The organism is Dolichospermum sp. FACHB-1250, from assembly GCF_014696335.1.
GTDB classification, from domain to species: Bacteria; Cyanobacteriota; Cyanobacteriia; order Cyanobacteriales; family Nostocaceae; genus Dolichospermum; species Dolichospermum planctonicum.
Genome location: NZ_JACJPZ010000001.1, coordinates 76,883 through 93,891, shown reverse-complemented (window position 1 = coordinate 93,891; position 17,009 = coordinate 76,883). Strand labels below are relative to the sequence as shown.

The 17,009-nt window shown below is 37.8% G+C and carries 13 protein-coding genes; 6 read left to right on the top strand and 7 right to left on the bottom strand.

Annotated elements, in window-relative coordinates:
* Positions 1–101 precede the first annotated feature (101 nt).
* Positions 102–2,102, bottom strand: a complete 2,001-nt coding sequence (locus H6F39_RS00380) for a DUF262 domain-containing protein (protein WP_190396020.1) — start codon at positions 2,100–2,102, stop codon at positions 102–104.
* Positions 2,103–2,291: 189 nt separating this feature from the next.
* A complete protein-coding gene (locus H6F39_RS00375; protein ID WP_190371379.1) occupies positions 2,292–3,098 on the bottom strand; it encodes a DUF4351 domain-containing protein in 807 nt (268 codons plus the stop codon).
* 71 nt (positions 3,099–3,169) lie between these two features.
* Between H6F39_RS00375 and H6F39_RS00370 the strand changes: the two genes are divergently transcribed.
* Positions 3,170–3,412 (top strand): CopG family ribbon-helix-helix protein, encoded by a 243-nt coding sequence (locus tag H6F39_RS00370; protein WP_190396019.1) that lies wholly within the window; start codon positions 3,170–3,172, stop codon positions 3,410–3,412.
* Positions 3,402–3,680, top strand: coding sequence for a type II toxin-antitoxin system RelE/ParE family toxin (locus H6F39_RS00365; protein ID WP_190396018.1), 279 nt, complete (start codon positions 3,402–3,404; stop codon positions 3,678–3,680). The genes H6F39_RS00370 and H6F39_RS00365 overlap by 11 nt, the downstream gene beginning before the upstream one ends.
* Positions 3,681–3,726: 46 nt before the next feature.
* Here H6F39_RS00365 and H6F39_RS00360 read toward each other — a convergent pair whose 3' ends face one another.
* The 4 genes from H6F39_RS00360 to H6F39_RS00345 all read right to left on the bottom strand — a co-directional run bounded on the left by H6F39_RS00360 (position 3,727) and on the right by H6F39_RS00345 (position 8,329).
* Positions 3,727–4,404 carry a Uma2 family endonuclease gene (locus H6F39_RS00360; RefSeq protein ID WP_137907742.1) on the bottom strand — a complete coding sequence of 226 codons (678 nt, stop codon included), beginning with the start codon at positions 4,402–4,404 and terminating at the stop codon, positions 3,727–3,729.
* Positions 4,405–4,506: 102 nt separating this feature from the next.
* Complete coding sequence (locus H6F39_RS00355) at positions 4,507–4,782, bottom strand: lipopolysaccharide assembly protein LapA domain-containing protein (RefSeq protein ID WP_137907743.1); 276 nt, start codon at positions 4,780–4,782, stop codon at positions 4,507–4,509.
* A gap of 65 nt (positions 4,783–4,847) precedes the next feature.
* On the bottom strand, positions 4,848–6,275 hold the full coding sequence (locus tag H6F39_RS00350) for a phosphoglucomutase/phosphomannomutase family protein (protein WP_137907744.1): 1,428 nt from the start codon (positions 6,273–6,275) through the stop codon (positions 4,848–4,850).
* Positions 6,276–6,643: 368 nt separating this feature from the next.
* Positions 6,644–8,329 carry a transglutaminase domain-containing protein gene (locus H6F39_RS00345; RefSeq protein ID WP_190371407.1) on the bottom strand — a complete coding sequence of 562 codons (1,686 nt, stop codon included), beginning with the start codon at positions 8,327–8,329 and terminating at the stop codon, positions 6,644–6,646.
* Positions 8,330–8,899: 570 nt separating this feature from the next.
* Between H6F39_RS00345 and H6F39_RS00340 the strand changes: the two genes are divergently transcribed.
* The 3 genes from H6F39_RS00340 to recF all read left to right on the top strand — a co-directional run bounded on the left by H6F39_RS00340 (position 8,900) and on the right by recF (position 13,875).
* Positions 8,900–11,770, top strand: coding sequence for a cation-translocating P-type ATPase (locus tag H6F39_RS00340; protein ID WP_137907745.1), 2,871 nt, complete (start codon positions 8,900–8,902; stop codon positions 11,768–11,770).
* A 353-nt stretch (positions 11,771–12,123) separates the two neighbouring features.
* Positions 12,124–12,558, top strand: coding sequence for a hypothetical protein (locus H6F39_RS00335; protein WP_137907746.1), 435 nt, complete (start codon positions 12,124–12,126; stop codon positions 12,556–12,558).
* 180 nt (positions 12,559–12,738) lie between these two features.
* A complete protein-coding gene (recF, locus tag H6F39_RS00330; protein ID WP_137907747.1) occupies positions 12,739–13,875 on the top strand; it encodes a DNA replication/repair protein RecF in 1,137 nt (378 codons plus the stop codon).
* Positions 13,876–13,966: 91 nt separating this feature from the next.
* Here recF and H6F39_RS00325 read toward each other — a convergent pair whose 3' ends face one another.
* Entirely contained in the window at positions 13,967–14,425 is a 459-nt protein-coding gene (locus H6F39_RS00325; RefSeq protein WP_137907748.1) for an MgtC/SapB family protein, read from the bottom strand.
* Positions 14,426–14,656: 231 nt separating this feature from the next.
* On the opposite strand from H6F39_RS00325, the gene H6F39_RS00320 reads away from it, so the two are divergent.
* Positions 14,657–16,981 carry a putative PEP-binding protein gene (locus tag H6F39_RS00320; protein ID WP_190396017.1) on the top strand — a complete coding sequence of 775 codons (2,325 nt, stop codon included), beginning with the start codon at positions 14,657–14,659 and terminating at the stop codon, positions 16,979–16,981.
* The last annotated feature ends 28 nt before the right edge of the window (positions 16,982–17,009 follow it).

Sequence of the window (17,009 nt, the reverse complement as noted above, 5' to 3'; positions counted from 1 at the left end):
CGGTGGGTGCTTTGCGCCATCGCTCTTTTTTTGTTTCCCGCAAAGACGCTAAGGAGCAAAAGAGGAAAATAAGGGTTTTGGGAAATGATACATAACATAAATTAACTTGTGGTTTCTACTTCCCATTCTTCTGTAGAAAGTTCTGCGGTTTCGATAGCTTTAATACAAAAAGCATTAATATCCCTCGCTGATAAATTTACATTAATGAACACCCCATTTTCTAATTTTCTCGTATCCCGAAATTCTTTTCCATCTCTACTAATAAAACGGGGAAATTGTTCCATAATATCTTTAAATTTATCTGGTTCTAAATCAGCGATCGCATTTAAAGTTGTTTCTAAAACATCCCGCCAACTTTTGACAGGATATTCCTTACCAAAAATTTTTAGTTTTTTGGGAGTTATACCAGTTAATTTACTTTTGGATGAAATGATCAGATTTTCATTACCAAAGTAAGGCCAAATTTGTAAAACTATCTCAGATAAATCTAAACTTCTTTTTTCTATATCCTCTCTTTTCCAAGTTTCTTGATTTTCAAAGTATTTATTGATTTCTAAATGACTATTAATCAATATTTCTTTTTTCTCAACAAATTCCAAATTATATAATTCACCATTGTAAGCTGTAATAGTTAGATTACCCAAAGAATGAAGTAGTAAATCATGAGTTATCCCCCAATCTTCGCCTAAGTGTTGTTGCCACCATTTATTTATAGTTTGTGGCATAATATGTTCAATCTCCAGTCCATCCAAAATGACCTGTTCTTTATGATTAAAAGATTCTTCAATAGATTTTAAAATTAATTGACCTTTTTTAGAACGTCCAGTACCGTATAATTTAACATCCAATAAACCTTTCTGAAATTCTGTATCTTTGGGATAATCACGATTTTGTAAATCTAGTTTTAATCTTTCCACAAAATCAGCATGAGCTAAATTACTTGCTTTGCTAACTTGAGAATACAGTACAGAAAAGATTCTATTTAATCCCCTGGTTTGAACATTACAAACAAATCGGCGAATAATGAAATTTTCTAAAATCTGCAAAACAGAAATAAAATCTGCTTCTGAAAGTTTATTTTCTTCATAATCATGATAACAATTAAGTAAAAAAGGATAAACAGTAGCTATTTCTAAACGGTTGATTCTTTCTAGAAACCGACGAATTTTTAAATTATCCTCTTTTTCAGGATCTAAAAGTTTTGCATAATATTCTGAAAATTTATATAAATTTTGTAAATAAGAAAGAGCTTCACTTTTACTCATTCTTTCTTTAATTTCAAAATAAACTTGATCTTTCTTAATTTCCAAACCATCTTTTGTTAAGTAATGCCTGATAAACTCTGTTAAATTATCATTATCATTTAGAGTTTCTTGCATTGGTAGCCAATATTTTTTATAAGCATTGTCTTGATTATCTGTATTAATTCTCATGAAGAAATAGTTACGAATTAAATCAGCTTGTGTTAAAGGTTCACCTTTAGCATTGAGACTTTCAAAGACTAAATAAGGATTATCTTCTGTGCTTAAAACAACGCTCACAATAGATAAATAACTAGAAATTACTTGCTTTATTCTCCCAAATTCCAGATTACTTTGTCTAATTTTCCTATCAAAAAATAAATAGCATTTTTTAATAATTGGGGCATTTTTATCAATATTATGTACTGAATTATCTAATGAATTGATCAAACTATAAAATGATTCTCTGTCTACTTGAGTAGGTTGTAATTTATAAATTTCAGGATCTTGCTGATATTGATTAATAAGAAATTTATTATGTAATTCTTCTGCTAATTGCTTATTAGTATCTTTAACTTGATCTCGCAAAGCCGAAAACAGAATAAAAATAGTAGTTAATCTTTGTTGTCCATCAATTAATAAATATTTGCTGACTCCTTCTGGCAATCCAGAAACTGGTATAGTCACAATAGAACCCATAAAATGAGGACGAGGATTTTCCGTATTACATAATTCTAAAATATCATTCCATAATGCTTCCCACTGGGATTTTTTCCAACTGTACGGACGTTGAAATAAAGGTACAATATATTGTTTATCACCTTGAATAATCTCTCTGAGCTTAGTTTCTGATGCTTGCATTTTTAATGTAGCCTGATTTACTAAATAGTTATGCCTTTAGTATACAATAATCTTGTATAAATAGCACAAGATAGCGTAACAAAATTAAACATTTCTGATATCCAGGGAATAAATTAAGAGTCTAAAAGCAAAAGTCGGTGAAAACCGACTCATGAAAAATATCTTTTCTTCTTTGCGTGAGAAAATATTTTAACTTTGATTCGCTATCCAATTTACCAAATCATCAGGTTGTGAAAAATCCAAAATAGCTTCCGAAAGCTCATCTAACTTTTCACCAGATAACTCTTTAATTTGTGACTCCAATTTTGCGGAAATATCGCCAATACGACGTTTCAACAAACGGGAAATAATCTCTAACTTCCCACGGTTAATAATCTCCTGATAAATCACAGATTCTTCCATAGTTTCCTCCCGAAAATATTGTTTAATCAACTGTTTCTCAAACTTTAAACCAGCCAATAATTCCACACAAGCTGCTATAGTATTTTGTTGCGCTTGTTCTTCTATTTTATCTATTTCTAAAGCAACTTGCTGAAGTAACTTATTTGGTTCATCTGTCTTGGCTAAAACTGCCAAAGGTAATAAAGCAGGAGATTTTAAAAGTGTTTCGCTGTCTTCTTCCCATACTCTAATTACTTGATATTGATGTCGTGTATTCCCCACTATCAATCTATCAACAAAAACATCAGGTGAATTTGTTTCTTTGAGAAAAATTACCACCTGTTGTATAGGACACAAATATTTACGATAAATCCTCAACCAATAATCTAACATTCTCACAGGTAGGGGAGTATCAGATTTTGGTGTAGTTTGAATTTCCAAATGCAAAATGCGGTTTAATTTCGGTAGTCGAAACAACGCATCAGCACGAATGGGGTTAATAGGTAACTCGGTAGGTAGCACCTCAATTTCATTTATATCTTCTGCAATTAACCATTGCACAAAAGATAAAGGGTAAGTATCCGTGAGGTATCGGCAAATATTATCGTAAGCCAAAAGTTTTTACTAAATATCTAACATTGTTATATTATATAATATCATGCAATACGAATGATGATCACAAACCCATGAGTAAAGAAAATATTACATTTAGAATAGACAGCAGCAAAAAAGCGGCTATAGACGCATTAGCAAAAGGCATAAACAGAGATAGAAGTTATATTCTCAATGAAGCAGTCAACGCTTATTTAGAGATGTATCAATGGCAAATCGAAGAAATCCAAAAAGGTATTGCTGAAGCAGATGCTGGAGATTTTGCCAGTGATGAAGAAGTAAAAAGGACATTTGCAAGGCTAACAAATGCAGGTTAAATGGCTACGTCGGGCGCTGCGTAACTTAGAACAAGCGCGTAACTACGTTTTTCAAGATAATCCTACCGCAGCACAGGAATTAATATTAAAGATTCAAAATGCTGCTAATCAATTACAAAATTATCCCTTTATGGGTAAAAATGGCAGAGTTGAAGGTACAAGAGAATTGATAATTTCTAATTCACCCTATATTCTGATTTACCGAGTTAAGGAAGAATCTGTAGAAGTTCTGCGAATACTGCATACATCAAAACGCTATCCAGAATAACTAAAAGCAAAAGTCGGTTTTAACCGACTATTTTTGTTTTTTATTATCACTCTAGTTCATCAGGATTCACACCTAAAGCCTTTAATTTTTCAGCTAAAAGTTGCGTTTTTCTCCTTTCTGCGGCTAATGCTGTTTCTGCTTGTTCTAGAAGTTGGCAAATTTCCAGATATGAAGAAAATCTATTACCATCGGGACGATAAATTTGTAATTCTTCCCCTGATAAATCAAACTTAATTCCTAACCTGGGACTAACCCAATTTTCTATTTCTGAAATGACATCTAAACCATCTTCCGTTTTTAACCATCCTTTCAACTGATTGTTTTGAGGATTGTAAATATAATATTCTTCTACTCCATGTCTTTCATAAAATATCAATTTCCTCTCCATTTCGGTTTGGGAATTACTAGGAGAAAGAATTTCAAAAACCACCTGGGGGGCAATATGATTTTCTTGCCATTGTAAATAAGAACCGCGTTTACCTTTTGGTCGTCCAAATACAACCATAACATCTGGTGCATTGACTATATAATTTTTCCCTTCTATGGGATACCAAAATAAATCACCAGCCACAAAAACATCAGGGTTATCTGCAAATAACCAATCTAAATTTTGTTGAATAACTAATATCCAACGAAACTGTTCTGTATTATTAGCTATTGGTTGTCCATCACTGTCTGGGTAGATGACCTCTGATGTACTTAGCGTTAGAGGTTGAGTAACCATAACTTTAAATTAGTTAGTTGTTTACTTTACCAATATCTTAGCACTAAAGAATAGATACATTATTTCTTAATATCGGAAACTGCTGTATTTATTGAGAAACTTCTAAAAATCCTCATCATCAACAAAAAACTCGGCATCTTCATCTATTCCAGATTGGGACTCTCCCAACTCCCAAAGAGGCTGTAAAACGGCTGTAGCTAACAAACCGACGGCCACAGCAAAAGCTAACATTAACCCAAAGGGAATTTGTATTGATTGAAAAACCAAAAACTTTAAAGATACAGGAGTAGCATTTTGGACAGAAATGAGAGCGATCGCTACTACCCAAACAGCTATAATTAGTAATATTAAAAAATTGGCCAATATTTTGAATATCATAACTTAAATCTTTAAATAAATATCATCCCCCTCCTCGTTTGCGGGGAGGGGTTAGGGGTGGGGTTCTATGCTAACTTAGCGATTTCACCTTCCATGAATTTAGCAATCTGACTAAGTTTTTCTGGTGAGTTAGTTTCCATGTACACCCTCACCAAAGGTTCTGTACCAGAAGGACGCAGTAACACCCAGCTACCCTCTTCTAAATAGAGTTTAATACCATCTTTCCTTCCCACCTCTTTCACCTTAATTCCTGCCACTTCTGAGGGGGGATTTTGAGTATAACTATCAATCACAGCGATTTTATGAGCTTCTGTGAGGTGTAAATCTAAGCGATTGTTATACAAAGGACCATCCGCTTCGGCTATAGCTTCCTGTACCAACTGACTTAAAGGCTTACCTTCATAAGCGATCGCTTCAGCCACTAGCATATCTGCTAAAACCCCATCTTTTTCAGGAATATGGCCAATGATACTTAAACCACCAGATTCTTCCCCACCAATCAAAACGGCGGTTTCCCGCATTTTCTCACCAATGTATTTAAAACCCACCGCAGTTTCATAAATTTCCAGCCCATACTTAGCTGCAAAATTATCTAATAAGTGCGTAGTTGCCACAGTCCGAACGATCGCACCGCTTTTACCCTTGTTTTTAATCAAATGTCGTGCTAGGAGTAACAAAACTGTGTTGGGAGTGAGGACATTACCTTGTTCATCAACAATACCAAAGCGATCGCTATCACCATCGGTAGCCAAACCCAAATCCGCATGATCAGCCTTGACAGCGGCCACCAACTCAACTAACTGTTCCCCTTTGGGTTCAGGCATACCACCCCCAAAAAGCACATCTCGCCAGGTGTGGAAACTTTCTAATTGACAACCACACTGTTGCAGGACTTCATCTAAATAACCACGAGAGGTAGAATAAAGGGCATCATATTTGACCTTTAAATTTGCACTTTTAATTTTTTCCACATCCAACAAGGTGTAGATAAAATGCAAATAATCGGGTTTGGGATCAAAAGTAGAAATTGTACCAGATGGGTTACTTCCAGGTAATTCATCGGATGCCGTTTCTATATTGGCGACAATAGTATCAGTAATTTCTGGAGTTGCCGGACCTGCATAATCGGGTATATATTTAATCCCACAATAAGGTGCAGGATTATGACTAGCAGTAAACATCAAAGCCCCTGCAGAATTGAGGAGACGGGCATTGTAGGCAATTACTGGGGTGGGACAATCCCGGTCAGTAATTTGTACATTCCAACCCAAATCTGCTAAAACTGCGGCAGATGTTTGGGCGAACTCGTCGGCTAAAAACCTGGTATCGTAGGCGATTAAAACAGGTCTGTCCTTAGTATAGGCAGTTTCCAGATAACTAGCGATCGCCCTGGTTACTTTCCGCACATTTGGAAAAGTAAAATCATCAGCAATAATTCCGCGCCATCCATCAGTACCAAATTTTATCTTACCGGAATTACTAGGGTTGCTCATATTACCACTCTCTCCCGTGCATCATTATTACTATTTACTATCAGGAAATATGCCGCAAAGCTGTAGAACAGCCACTAAGCTGCAATTATCCCCAACGTAATTTCTCTCACTTAACAGTCCTAATGTCAACCGTTACGCAGCTAAATTGTACAATTCTAATATGGCCAAATCTTTATGGCCAAATCTTGTGGTGTGGGCATTCTGCCCGCTATAATTGTACAAATTAAATGCAGTACAGCTTACCTCCTATATTTTCCTGGATTTCCATTCCCACGCAGAGCATAAGCATAATGGCTTAGAACCTCCCGGTGGACTCCCAGTCTGGAGACTGGGAACGAGAAAAAGACCGGAAGAAAGGAAAAATAACCTTAAAAAGGCGGTAATTCTTTCAGGATTGTAAACCGAATATGGTTAATAGCTAAATCACCTAGTGAAATATCTTCTTTAGTCAAGCGAACTCCATTCTGGCTTAAAGTTTCAAAGGATATACCTTTGCCAATTTCGATATGATACCAGCATAAACCCATGAAAAAGCGTGTAGGATATGGTCCACCTTCTTCGAGATCATCAGGATTAGATTCCATGGGCAACCAACCCATACCGGGAATATAAAATTCTAACCAAACATGATTAAAATCGGGTTGGAGGGGAACTCCCTGATGTTCAGCATAAACTGGACATTTATATCTACCAACGGTGCGACAAGGAATACCATTCAAGCGACAAAGTGCCAGTAATACACCCACATATTCTCCACAGGAACCAACACCACGCTCTAAAACCACATCTGGCGAATCAATATGGGGTTTAATACCATAGGATAATTGATCATAGACGTAGTTGCGGATACTGTACATTTTCCGTAACAAGTTAGTTTCTGAACCGATAGCTGTCTTGGCCGCACGGATCACAATATCCGTATCCATTGCTAAATCATCATCATCTACCAGATAGCGAGTTTTTAATTCTGGTGGCAGTTCTGGTAACTTTTCCACGTCTCTGGGAGTAATGCGATATTTAATACTCCACACTTCCACAAGTGCTTTCCAGCCAAATATGTGGCGTTCTCCGGGGGTGAGGGTGTCAAATTTAAAAACCGCTACCCTTTGTCCGTCAATGATTTCTTCTGTGAAGGGTAAGCCAATCGCTTCAACTTGCTTAACTTTTTGCCGTTCCGTTTCTGAGGGTAGGGCAATACGCCATTCTATATCGCTTAAATAAACCTCATCAAGGGGGGAAATTTCCTCAAGATAAGACATTTCTATGAGATAACCATTAGAAAGTGCGTAGCGTTTATCCTCCTGGTAATGATATTGTAGAGCATGAATGAATGTGCGATCGCGGTATGTTAACTCATAACAGGGATCAGCATTAGGGTTATCGCGGATGTAAGGTTCTTCACTAGAGTATGCCACATACAGACGATCTTTACCTGCCTCATCCTGTCCATAAACAGCGATACCCGTTGGGGAATCAAAAGGAGTAAGAACACTGAAACGGACTTCCCCGGTTGCCCTATCCATAGAGTAAACAGTTTGTTCCGTGCGATCGCATATCCACAGAGTTTCTTTTGTCACTGCTAAATTTTCTATGCCGACACCAGGGGCGTAAAATCTAGTGATTTCCCTGCGGGTATCACGGTCAAAAATTAAAATATAGCCAAGTCTTTGACAACTGACATAAACGGTAGATTCCCAAACAGCAACCCCGTCAGCAGGGTATGGTAAAGTCACAAAATGTTCTAAACCTAAAGAGGCGAATTTGCAAGAGTAGACACTATTACCACGAGTTACCCAGAGATAACCTTGCGACATAGCTAACCCGGTAACTTCCTTAAATTCACGGACTTGGTGGGGATTGATAATTTTGCTGTTATCGCTGAGGGGGTCAATTTCTAATAAATGACCTTTAATTGTATCAATAGCAATGAGTCTATTTTCGGTAAAAGCGATACCGTACAGGGTAGCAGCAGTAATTGGCCTAATAATTCTTTGCTGTTCAAAATTTTGGTTCACTGTCAAACTGGGTAGTGGGAAACTCGTGTTATTGAGCATAGTAGTCATAAATTATTACTTTTTAACGTCAGTTGTTATTTAGGGAATAGGACTTACGCAAAATATCTCCCAAAGCCTCTCTTATTTGTGATCTTCGCTCCTCTTGGGGAGGCTTTGCTGCAGCTTTCGCTTGCTTCGATGGTTCATTATTCCCTGACCTGTGCGTAAGTCCTGGAGAACAGGGAATAGGGAACAAGGAAGAATCTTTCCTAATTACCCAATTACCCAATTACCCAATTACCCAATTACCCAATTCCACATTTTCTGACCGAAAAAAAATCGGATACAAGCCCCGTCCTTCTAGGACAGCTTTATAGTAAACTAGATATAGTCGCCACAGGGCATTGGGAGACTATAAACGGACACTCCAGACTAGATCAGACTACTCTTAGGTAGCACCAGTCAGTGAAGTGTCAAGGAATCCTCGCTCATGAAAGGAAGAGAAGGTATGTCAATAACCCCACTCTGTCAATAACCCCACTCACTAATAACTAATAACCACAAATTCCCCATTTTCGGACATTGCTAAATTATGATCGAATCTTGTAACCATTTCCTGTAACTTACACAATGTCTGCTCATTCTTTACCTGAAGCTACCAACATCTGGCATGGTTTGGCAGTTGATAAAGCCCTAGAAATGCTAGATAGTGACGCAAACAACGGCTTAACGTCCCAAGAAGTTGAACAGCGTCGTCAAAAATATGGAACGAATGAACTAGAAGAACATGGAGGTCGTAGCCCTTGGCAAATTCTCCTAGATCAGTTTACCAATATCATGTTATTGATGTTGATTGCAGTTGCCTTCATTTCTGGTTTTTTGGATTTGATGGCTTTGTCTAGGGGGGACTTAAAACCCGGTGAAGTGCCATTTAAGGATACAATTGCCATTATGGCCATCGTTATTCTTAACGGTATTTTGGGCTATGTCCAAGAAAGCCGGGCTGAAAAAGCTTTAGCAGCTTTGAAAAAACTATCTTCTCCTTCGGTGCGAATCCTGCGTGACGGTAAACTGGGGGATATAGCAGCCAAGGATCTAGTCCCAGGGGATGTGATGCTGCTGGAAGCTGGAGTGCAAATAGCCGCTGATGGTCGCTTAATAGAACAATCTAATTTACAAGTGCGTGAATCTGCTTTAACGGGTGAAGCTGAGGCTGTTAATAAGCAAGCTATAATCACATTACCAGAAGATGCACCTTTAGGCGATCGCCTCAATTCAGTTTTTCAAGGCACGGAAGTTGTCCAAGGTCGGGCTAAGGTGTTGGTAACTAACACGGGAATGGCCACGGAATTAGGTAAAATTGCTATCATGTTACAATCTGTGGACGGTGAACCTACACCCCTACAGCAACGCATGACCCAACTGGGTAATGTCCTGGTCAGCGGTTCTTTAATTCTTGTAGCCATAGTCGTTGGTGGTGGACTTATTCATGATCTAACTAAAGGAATAGGCTGGAAAAATTTACAAGAATTAGTAGAAGTTTCTTTAAGTATGGCTGTGGCGGTAGTTCCCGAAGGTTTACCGGCTGTAATTACCGTTACCCTGGCTTTGGGAACTCAGCGCATGGTCAAACATAATGCTTTAATTCGCAAACTCCCAGCAGTAGAAACACTCGGTTCTGTAACTACTATTTGTTCTGACAAAACCGGAACTCTGACTCAAAATAAAATGGTAGTCCAGTCAGTTTATACCAATAATTCCACCTTTCGTGTCTCTGGGGATGGTTATACTCCTATTGGAGATTTTCACTTACATGGTAAAAAAGCCAGTTTAGATGAATTTCCAGAAATTTCCGCCCTGCTTGTTCCCTGTGCTGTTTGTAATGATGCTGTTTTGCAACAACAACAAGGACAATGGGTAATTTTAGGCGACCCCACGGAAGGGGCTTTAGTTACTTTGGCGGGGAAAGCAGGAATTGAGCAAGACCAATGGTATAGTAAATTACCTCGTGTAGCAGAATTTCCCTTTTCCTCTGAACGGAAGCGCATGAGTGTGATTTGTCAAATAGAAGCTGTGGCTACTGGCGAATCTTCTTTAATAGCTATTGACCCTGCTATTACTGGTTTTGTCGAATCGGAAAAATATCTCATGTTCACCAAGGGTTCACCAGAATTAACTCTGGAAAGGTGTACAAAAATCCATTTAGGTGATAAGGCTGTTTTTATCAACGCCGAACAACGCAGCCAAATTCTAGTAGCTAATGACCAAATGGCCAGTCAAGGTTTGCGGGTCTTAGGTTTTGCTTATAAACCCTTGAGGGAAGTTCCTGCCGATGGTTCAGAGGACATTTCTGAGGTAGATTTAGTTTGGTTGGGACTGGTGGGAATGTTAGACGCGCCCCGGCCAGAAGTGCGGGCTGCGGTCCAAGAATGTCGCCACGCTGGTATTCGTCCGGTAATGATTACTGGCGACCATCAATTAACCGCCCAGGCGATCGCTATTGATTTAGGAATCGCCCAAAAAGGTGATAGAGTTCTTACTGGTAAGGAATTGCAACTACTAAGTGACCAGGAATTAGAAGCACAGGTAGACCTAGTGAGTATTTACGCCAGGGTCTCCCCAGAACACAAATTAAGAATTGTGCAAGCATTGCAGCGACGCGGGCGATTTGTGGCTATGACGGGCGATGGCGTGAATGATGCTCCCGCCCTCAAACAAGCTGATATAGGCATTGCCATGGGCATCACAGGTACAGATGTGAGCAAGGAAGCCAGCGACATGATCCTGCTAGATGACAATTTTGCCACCATAGTCGCTGCCACTAAGGAAGGTAGAGTTGTTTATACTAATATTCGCAGGTTTATCAAGTATATTCTTGGTAGTAATATTGGAGAAGTTCTCACCATTGCGGCCGCACCCTTGTTAAATTTGGGCGGTGTTCCTTTGAGTCCTTTGCAAATTCTCTGGATGAATTTGGTTACAGACGGTTTACCAGCTTTAGCACTGGCTGTAGAACCTCCTGAACCTGATGTGATGCAGCGTCCCCCCTTTAGTCCCCGTGAAAGTATTTTTGCGAGAGGTTTGGGTGCTTATATGATTCGCATTGGGATTGTTTTCGCCATTATTACCATTATTCTCATGCAGTGGGCTTATCAACATTCTCACGCACCTGGATATCAAGGACATGAAGATACTTGGAAAACAATGGTATTTACTTCATTATGTCTAGCACAAATGGGTCATGCGATCGCCATTCGTTCTAATAATAGACTTACCATTGAAATGAATCCTTTCTCTAATATCTTTGTATTGGGGTCAGTCATTGTGACGACAATTTTGCAATTGATGTTAATTTATGTTCCCCCCCTGCGAAGTTTCTTTGGTACTCATGCACTCAGTTTACAAGAACTAGGAATTTGTATTGCATTTAGTGCTTTAATGTTTGTCTGGATTGAAGGTGAGAAATTATTTTTCCGCTTTAGGGGACAAAAAAATGTTTAATGGGTAAATTCTCAGAATCAGGACTTGCAAATTAACAGGATTTCAGAGGGAACAGGGAACGGGCAACAGGGAACAGAAAAAACTCATGTTTAAGTTTAAAAACATGAGATTGAAATAATGACACTGTTTTTTTTCGTGCTACGCATCTTTTAAAAACATCTTTTTCTTGACTGAGCTTTAAACTCAGTAACTTTTGTTTCTTATCTGTTCCCTATTCCCTGTTACCTGTTACCTGTTACCTGTTACCTGTTATCTGTTACCTGTTACCTGTTACCTGTTACCTGTTACCTGTTACCTGTTACCTGCTTTCACAGACAACTTATTCAGCAAACCCTAATTAGGAAATAGATATCATGGGTGAATCGAAACGTAGAAAACAACAAGATCCCAATTACGGGAAAGTTAAAAATCCTGTCAAAAATCTGATGAAAGTTTTTTGCCCGTTTTTTGAAGATTACGATAATTTACCTGATCTCAATTCTGATAATATATCATTGATGATCGCCAAAGCAGGATACAACAAAACGGGCTTGAGAGGAATAATTTTAAAAGGATTTCTAGCAGAACATTTAGTCAAAGATTATCCAGAGGAATCTGAACTAATACAAGCGTTCAAACAACATGGAAATATTTATGTAACTTCAACATTAGCCTCAGCTTATTTAGAAAATGCTATCAACAAAGAGGATAATCTGAGCAAATTTGCAACCTATAACCCGGAAAATGAATTTATACGCATTGACAGCGATTCTCAAAAGTACCAATTAGATTTGGTGACAGTACCTTAAGCAGGTTGGCGTTAAAAATTGTCGTTATAACAAGGGAACAGGGAACAGGGAACAGGGAATAGGGAATAGGGAATAGGGAATAGGGAATAGGAAGGACAGAATTGATACCTACTGAGTCTTGTATGGCTACGCCACGCAAGCTATCAAAAATCAAATAGGAGTCCTATATATGTTATATATATGTATTTAAAAACTTTACACCTGAAACAATTTCGTAATTACCAAGATCAAAAAGTTGAATTTACCGCTGCTAAAACTATTTTGGTGGGTAATAATGCTCAAGGAAAATCAAATCTATTGGAAGCTGTAGAATTATTAGCAACATTGCGATCGCACCGCATGACACGAGATCATGATTTAATTAAAGAAGGTGAATCTACAGCCCAAATTAGTGCTAATTTACAAAGGATTCATAGCAATAGTGATTTAACCCTCACTCTCCGTCGTCAAGGTCGTCGCACCGTCGCTATTAATGGGGAAATAGTTCCTAAACAAATGAACTTTTTAGGTGTCCTCAATGCAGTAGAATTTTCTAGTTTAGATTTAGAATTGGTGCGGGGTAGTCCGGTCGGTCGTCGTCATTGGTTGGATACATTATTAATTCAATTAGAACCAGTTTATGCCCATATTTTACATCAATATAACCAAATTTTACGCCAACGCAATGCTTTCTTAAAACGCTATATCAATACACAAGAAAAGTCTCTACAATCAGAATTAGCTATCTGGAATGCACAATTAGTTACCGCTGGTACAAGGGTAATTTTGAGACGAGATAGAGCCATTCAAAGATTGTCTCCCCTAGCTTCTGCATGGCATAATAGTATTAGTGGAGCATCGGAAAATCTAGAGATTAAATATGCTGCTAATATTCCTTTAGAAAAAATAGAAAAAAATTCTGCCCATGAATTACAAGGTGATTTTTTTGCTAAACTACAACAAAGAGCGATTACTGAATTACATCGAGGCATAACTTTAGTTGGACCCCACCGCGATGAAATAGAATTAATTATTAATCAAACTCCGGCGCGAAAATATGGTTCTCAAGGTCAACAAAGAACATTGGTTTTAGCTTTGAAATTAGCCGAATTACAATTAATTGAAGAAGTGATTAATGAACCACCTTTGTTATTATTAGATGATGTTTTAGCTGAATTAGATCCATCCCGTCAAGGTCAATTACTTGATGCTATTCAAGACCGATTTCAAACTTTGATTACTACTACTCATTTAGGTGCTTTTGATTCTCAATGGTTAAAATCTTCCCAGATTCTATCTGTGAGTGCGGGAAAAATATCAGAAAATGGTAATGGGTAATGGGTAATGGGTAATGGGTAATTGGTAATTGGTAATGGGTAATGGGTAATTGGTAATTGGTAATTGGTAATTGGTAATGGGTAATTGACAACTAATTAAATTTTTCTAGTCTTTTAAAGATGTGTAAAATAATTACAGTTAAAATAGCGCCCATTAATCCTAATTGCCATAAACCACACCCAGCAGCAATTCCCAAAGCAGCGGATACCCAAATTGCAGCAGCAGAAGTTAATCCGTGAACTTCTGGAGATTTTGATGTTTGGGAAGATTGACGCAAAATCTCCCCAGCGCCTAAAAATCCCACTCCAGCAGCGATACCTTGCACTACACGACTAATAGCATCAGCACTAAGTTGTGTTCCACCTGTTTGGATAGTAATTAGAGTAAACACAGATGAACCCAAACTGACTAGCATATGAGTTCTTAAACCAGCCGGCTTGTTTTTAATTTGCCTTTCCAGGCCAATTATAGCCCCAATAAACAAGGCCAAACACAGACGCAGCCCGGTATTCAACCAATCACTGCTGGTAATATAATAAGGATTTGTCAAGTTCTGTAGGTGTTAAATAGTTCAACGGTGGAATATGTGGAGTTAAAAACAAATAAAAACAAAATATAGTTCATTTTTGATATTAATTGGTAGTATAGTAACAAAAAGTATTTAATCAATAATATTTAATAATTTAACTTGTCTGACTACTTACTGACTCCCCCATCAGTCATATTTAACAACTTTCAGGTAAAACAGAATTACCATATAAACGGACACCTAATGAATTGAGTGGATAAACTCTATTGGCTTGACAAAATCACACTACAAGACCGCGCTAAAGTCGGCGTTTTAGCGTTTTACTTAAGCAAAATTCAACAACGAGGCTACCCTGTTCTCCCTGGTTTTGTGGTAGCAGCGGATATTTTACAGCAATTCCTAGAAAATCTCAACAGTTCAGAGTCTTTAATTGCTGATTTACCTCATTCTTCTCTACACTTAGATGTAAATAATTGGCGACAACTTCAGCAGGTAGCTGGCCGCTTGCGTCAGGAAATTATCTCGGCCAGTGTCCCACCTCATTGGCTAAGGACAATTTTTGCAGCTGCTAAACAATGGCCAGGAAGTAGTTTAATTTTGCGCCCTAGTCTGGCAATATCAAGTAATCAAGAAATGAAAAATGTGACCGGGTTATTAGATTCGGTATTTTGTCCTTGCGAAGAAGCGGAAATTGGGGCAGCTTTAAAGTTACTTTACAGTCAATTATTCCGTGCTAGAAGTTTACTATATTGGCGGAGTATGGGTATTACTTTACCACAAATTAATTTAGGAGTATTAGTACAACCAGTTGATTCTTGCATTGCCTCTGGTGTCCTGAATATTAACCCCTTGGCTTATGATATTGAAGCTACTTGGGGCGATTGTTTAGCAATTACTAATGGTGAAGTATTACCAGATGTTTACTACATAGAACCGGAAACCGGGGTGGTTTTAGAAAGACAATTGGGGAATAAAATTTTGGCTTATGGTCTTGATAATGGCACACATTTAGCCAGTGAAGAATTACAGCTAACATCAAATCATAATTGTTTACCGACTTATCTTTTACCAGAATCTCAACAACAAGAATACGCTTTACCAGAAGCATATTTACAAGAATTAATTGTTTTAGGAAATCGCCTAGTTGGTGAACTGGGTACAACTTTAACTGTAAAATGGAAACTTGTCCCCTCATATTTAGCCTCTACCTCTAAAATCTATATTACAGAGGTTACTGTTCCCCAACCGATAAAACCGAATATCCAATTTATTCAAGGTATTGGGGCAGCTAGGGGCAGAATTATTGCTAATGCTTATATTCTCAATTCAGCGCAAAAATTGCTACAAGTTCCCAAGGATGTAATTCTGATTACATCAGTCATTACTCCTGATTATTTACCATTATTACGGGGTGTTGCTGGCATTATTACGGAACAAGGCGGATTAACTAGTCATGGTGCAATTTTAGCCAGAGAATTAAGTATTCCTGCGGTGATTAGTGCCACGGGTGCGACGACTATTTTACAATCAGGTGAAAAATTATTACTAGATGGTGACAAAGGAGAAATATATCGTCTGACAGAAGAAGAGGAAAATTTTCCGATTGCGGAGATGGAAAAAACAATGAATGATGAGAAAATATCAGATCATCAATTTACAAATTTACCAATAATTGCCACTAGGTTAATGGTAAATTTAAGTCAACCTCAATTAATTAAACAAGTACAAAGTTTACCTGTAGACGGTGTGGGATTATTACGTTCGGAATTGATGATATTAAATATCCTCAAGGGAAAACATCCTCAACAATGGTTACTAGAAGGAAGAAAAAAGGAATTATTAGAGTTATTATCTGAGCAAATTATGGAGTTTGCTCGCGCTTTTTTACCTAGACCTATTTTTTATCGTTCTTTAGATTTACCAGCCTATAATTTAACATCATTGAGTGCAGATTCCCTCTTATCACAGTCATCAATTCTCGGTGAGAGGGGTGTTTTTAATTATATGCAGTATCCGGCGATTTTTGAATTGGAATTACAAGCTTTAGCGATAGTCCAAGCATCTGGTTATAGAAATATTAATTTGCTATTACCTTTTGTCCGCACTGTGGAAGAATTTGTATTTTGTCGTGATAAAGTTGCGGAATCTGGGTTAATAAAAAACCATCAGTTTCAATTATGGATCATGGCAGAAGTTCCTAGTATACTATTTCTTTTACCTGAATATATTAAAGCTGGTGTGATGGGTATTTCCATTGGCACAAATGATTTAACTCAATTATTATTAGGAGTAGATCGAGAACAGGGAAAATTTGCAACAATATTTGATGAAAGTCATCCAGTAGTCATGAAAGCAATATCTCAATTAATTCAAATGTCTCAAGCTGGAGGTATTCCCTGTTCTATCTGTGGTCAAGCTCCGGCACTTTATCCAGAAATAATTGATAAGTTAATAGAATGGGGCATTACTTCTATTTCTGTAGAACTGGAAGCTGTAGAAAAGACTTATAAAGCGATCGCTCGTGCTGAACAAAGATTAATTTTAGCAGCAGCACGCAAGCAATTGATTGATTTATAAAGCATCAAGTACGTTCCCAGTCAGAGAC

Bases quoted from the DNA above. Each gene is read 5' to 3' on its own strand.
- H6F39_RS00355 (WP_137907743.1), bottom strand. From the start codon at position 4,782: ATGATATTCAAAATATTGGCCAATTTTTTAATATTACTAATTATAGCT.
- H6F39_RS00370 (WP_190396019.1), top strand. From the start codon at position 3,170: ATGAGTAAAGAAAATATTACATTTAGAATAGACAGCAGCAAAAAAGCG.
- H6F39_RS00350 (WP_137907744.1), bottom strand. From the start codon at position 6,275: ATGAGCAACCCTAGTAATTCCGGTAAGATAAAATTTGGTACTGATGGA.
- recF (WP_137907747.1), top strand. From the start codon at position 12,739: ATGTATTTAAAAACTTTACACCTGAAACAATTTCGTAATTACCAAGAT.
- H6F39_RS00340 (WP_137907745.1), top strand. From the start codon at position 8,900: ATGTCTGCTCATTCTTTACCTGAAGCTACCAACATCTGGCATGGTTTG.
- H6F39_RS00360 (WP_137907742.1), bottom strand. From the start codon at position 4,404: ATGGTTACTCAACCTCTAACGCTAAGTACATCAGAGGTCATCTACCCA.
- H6F39_RS00335 (WP_137907746.1), top strand. From the start codon at position 12,124: ATGGGTGAATCGAAACGTAGAAAACAACAAGATCCCAATTACGGGAAA.
- H6F39_RS00365 (WP_190396018.1), top strand. From the start codon at position 3,402: ATGCAGGTTAAATGGCTACGTCGGGCGCTGCGTAACTTAGAACAAGCG.
- H6F39_RS00380 (WP_190396020.1), bottom strand. From the start codon at position 2,102: ATGCAAGCATCAGAAACTAAGCTCAGAGAGATTATTCAAGGTGATAAA.
- H6F39_RS00345 (WP_190371407.1), bottom strand. From the start codon at position 8,329: ATGCTCAATAACACGAGTTTCCCACTACCCAGTTTGACAGTGAACCAA.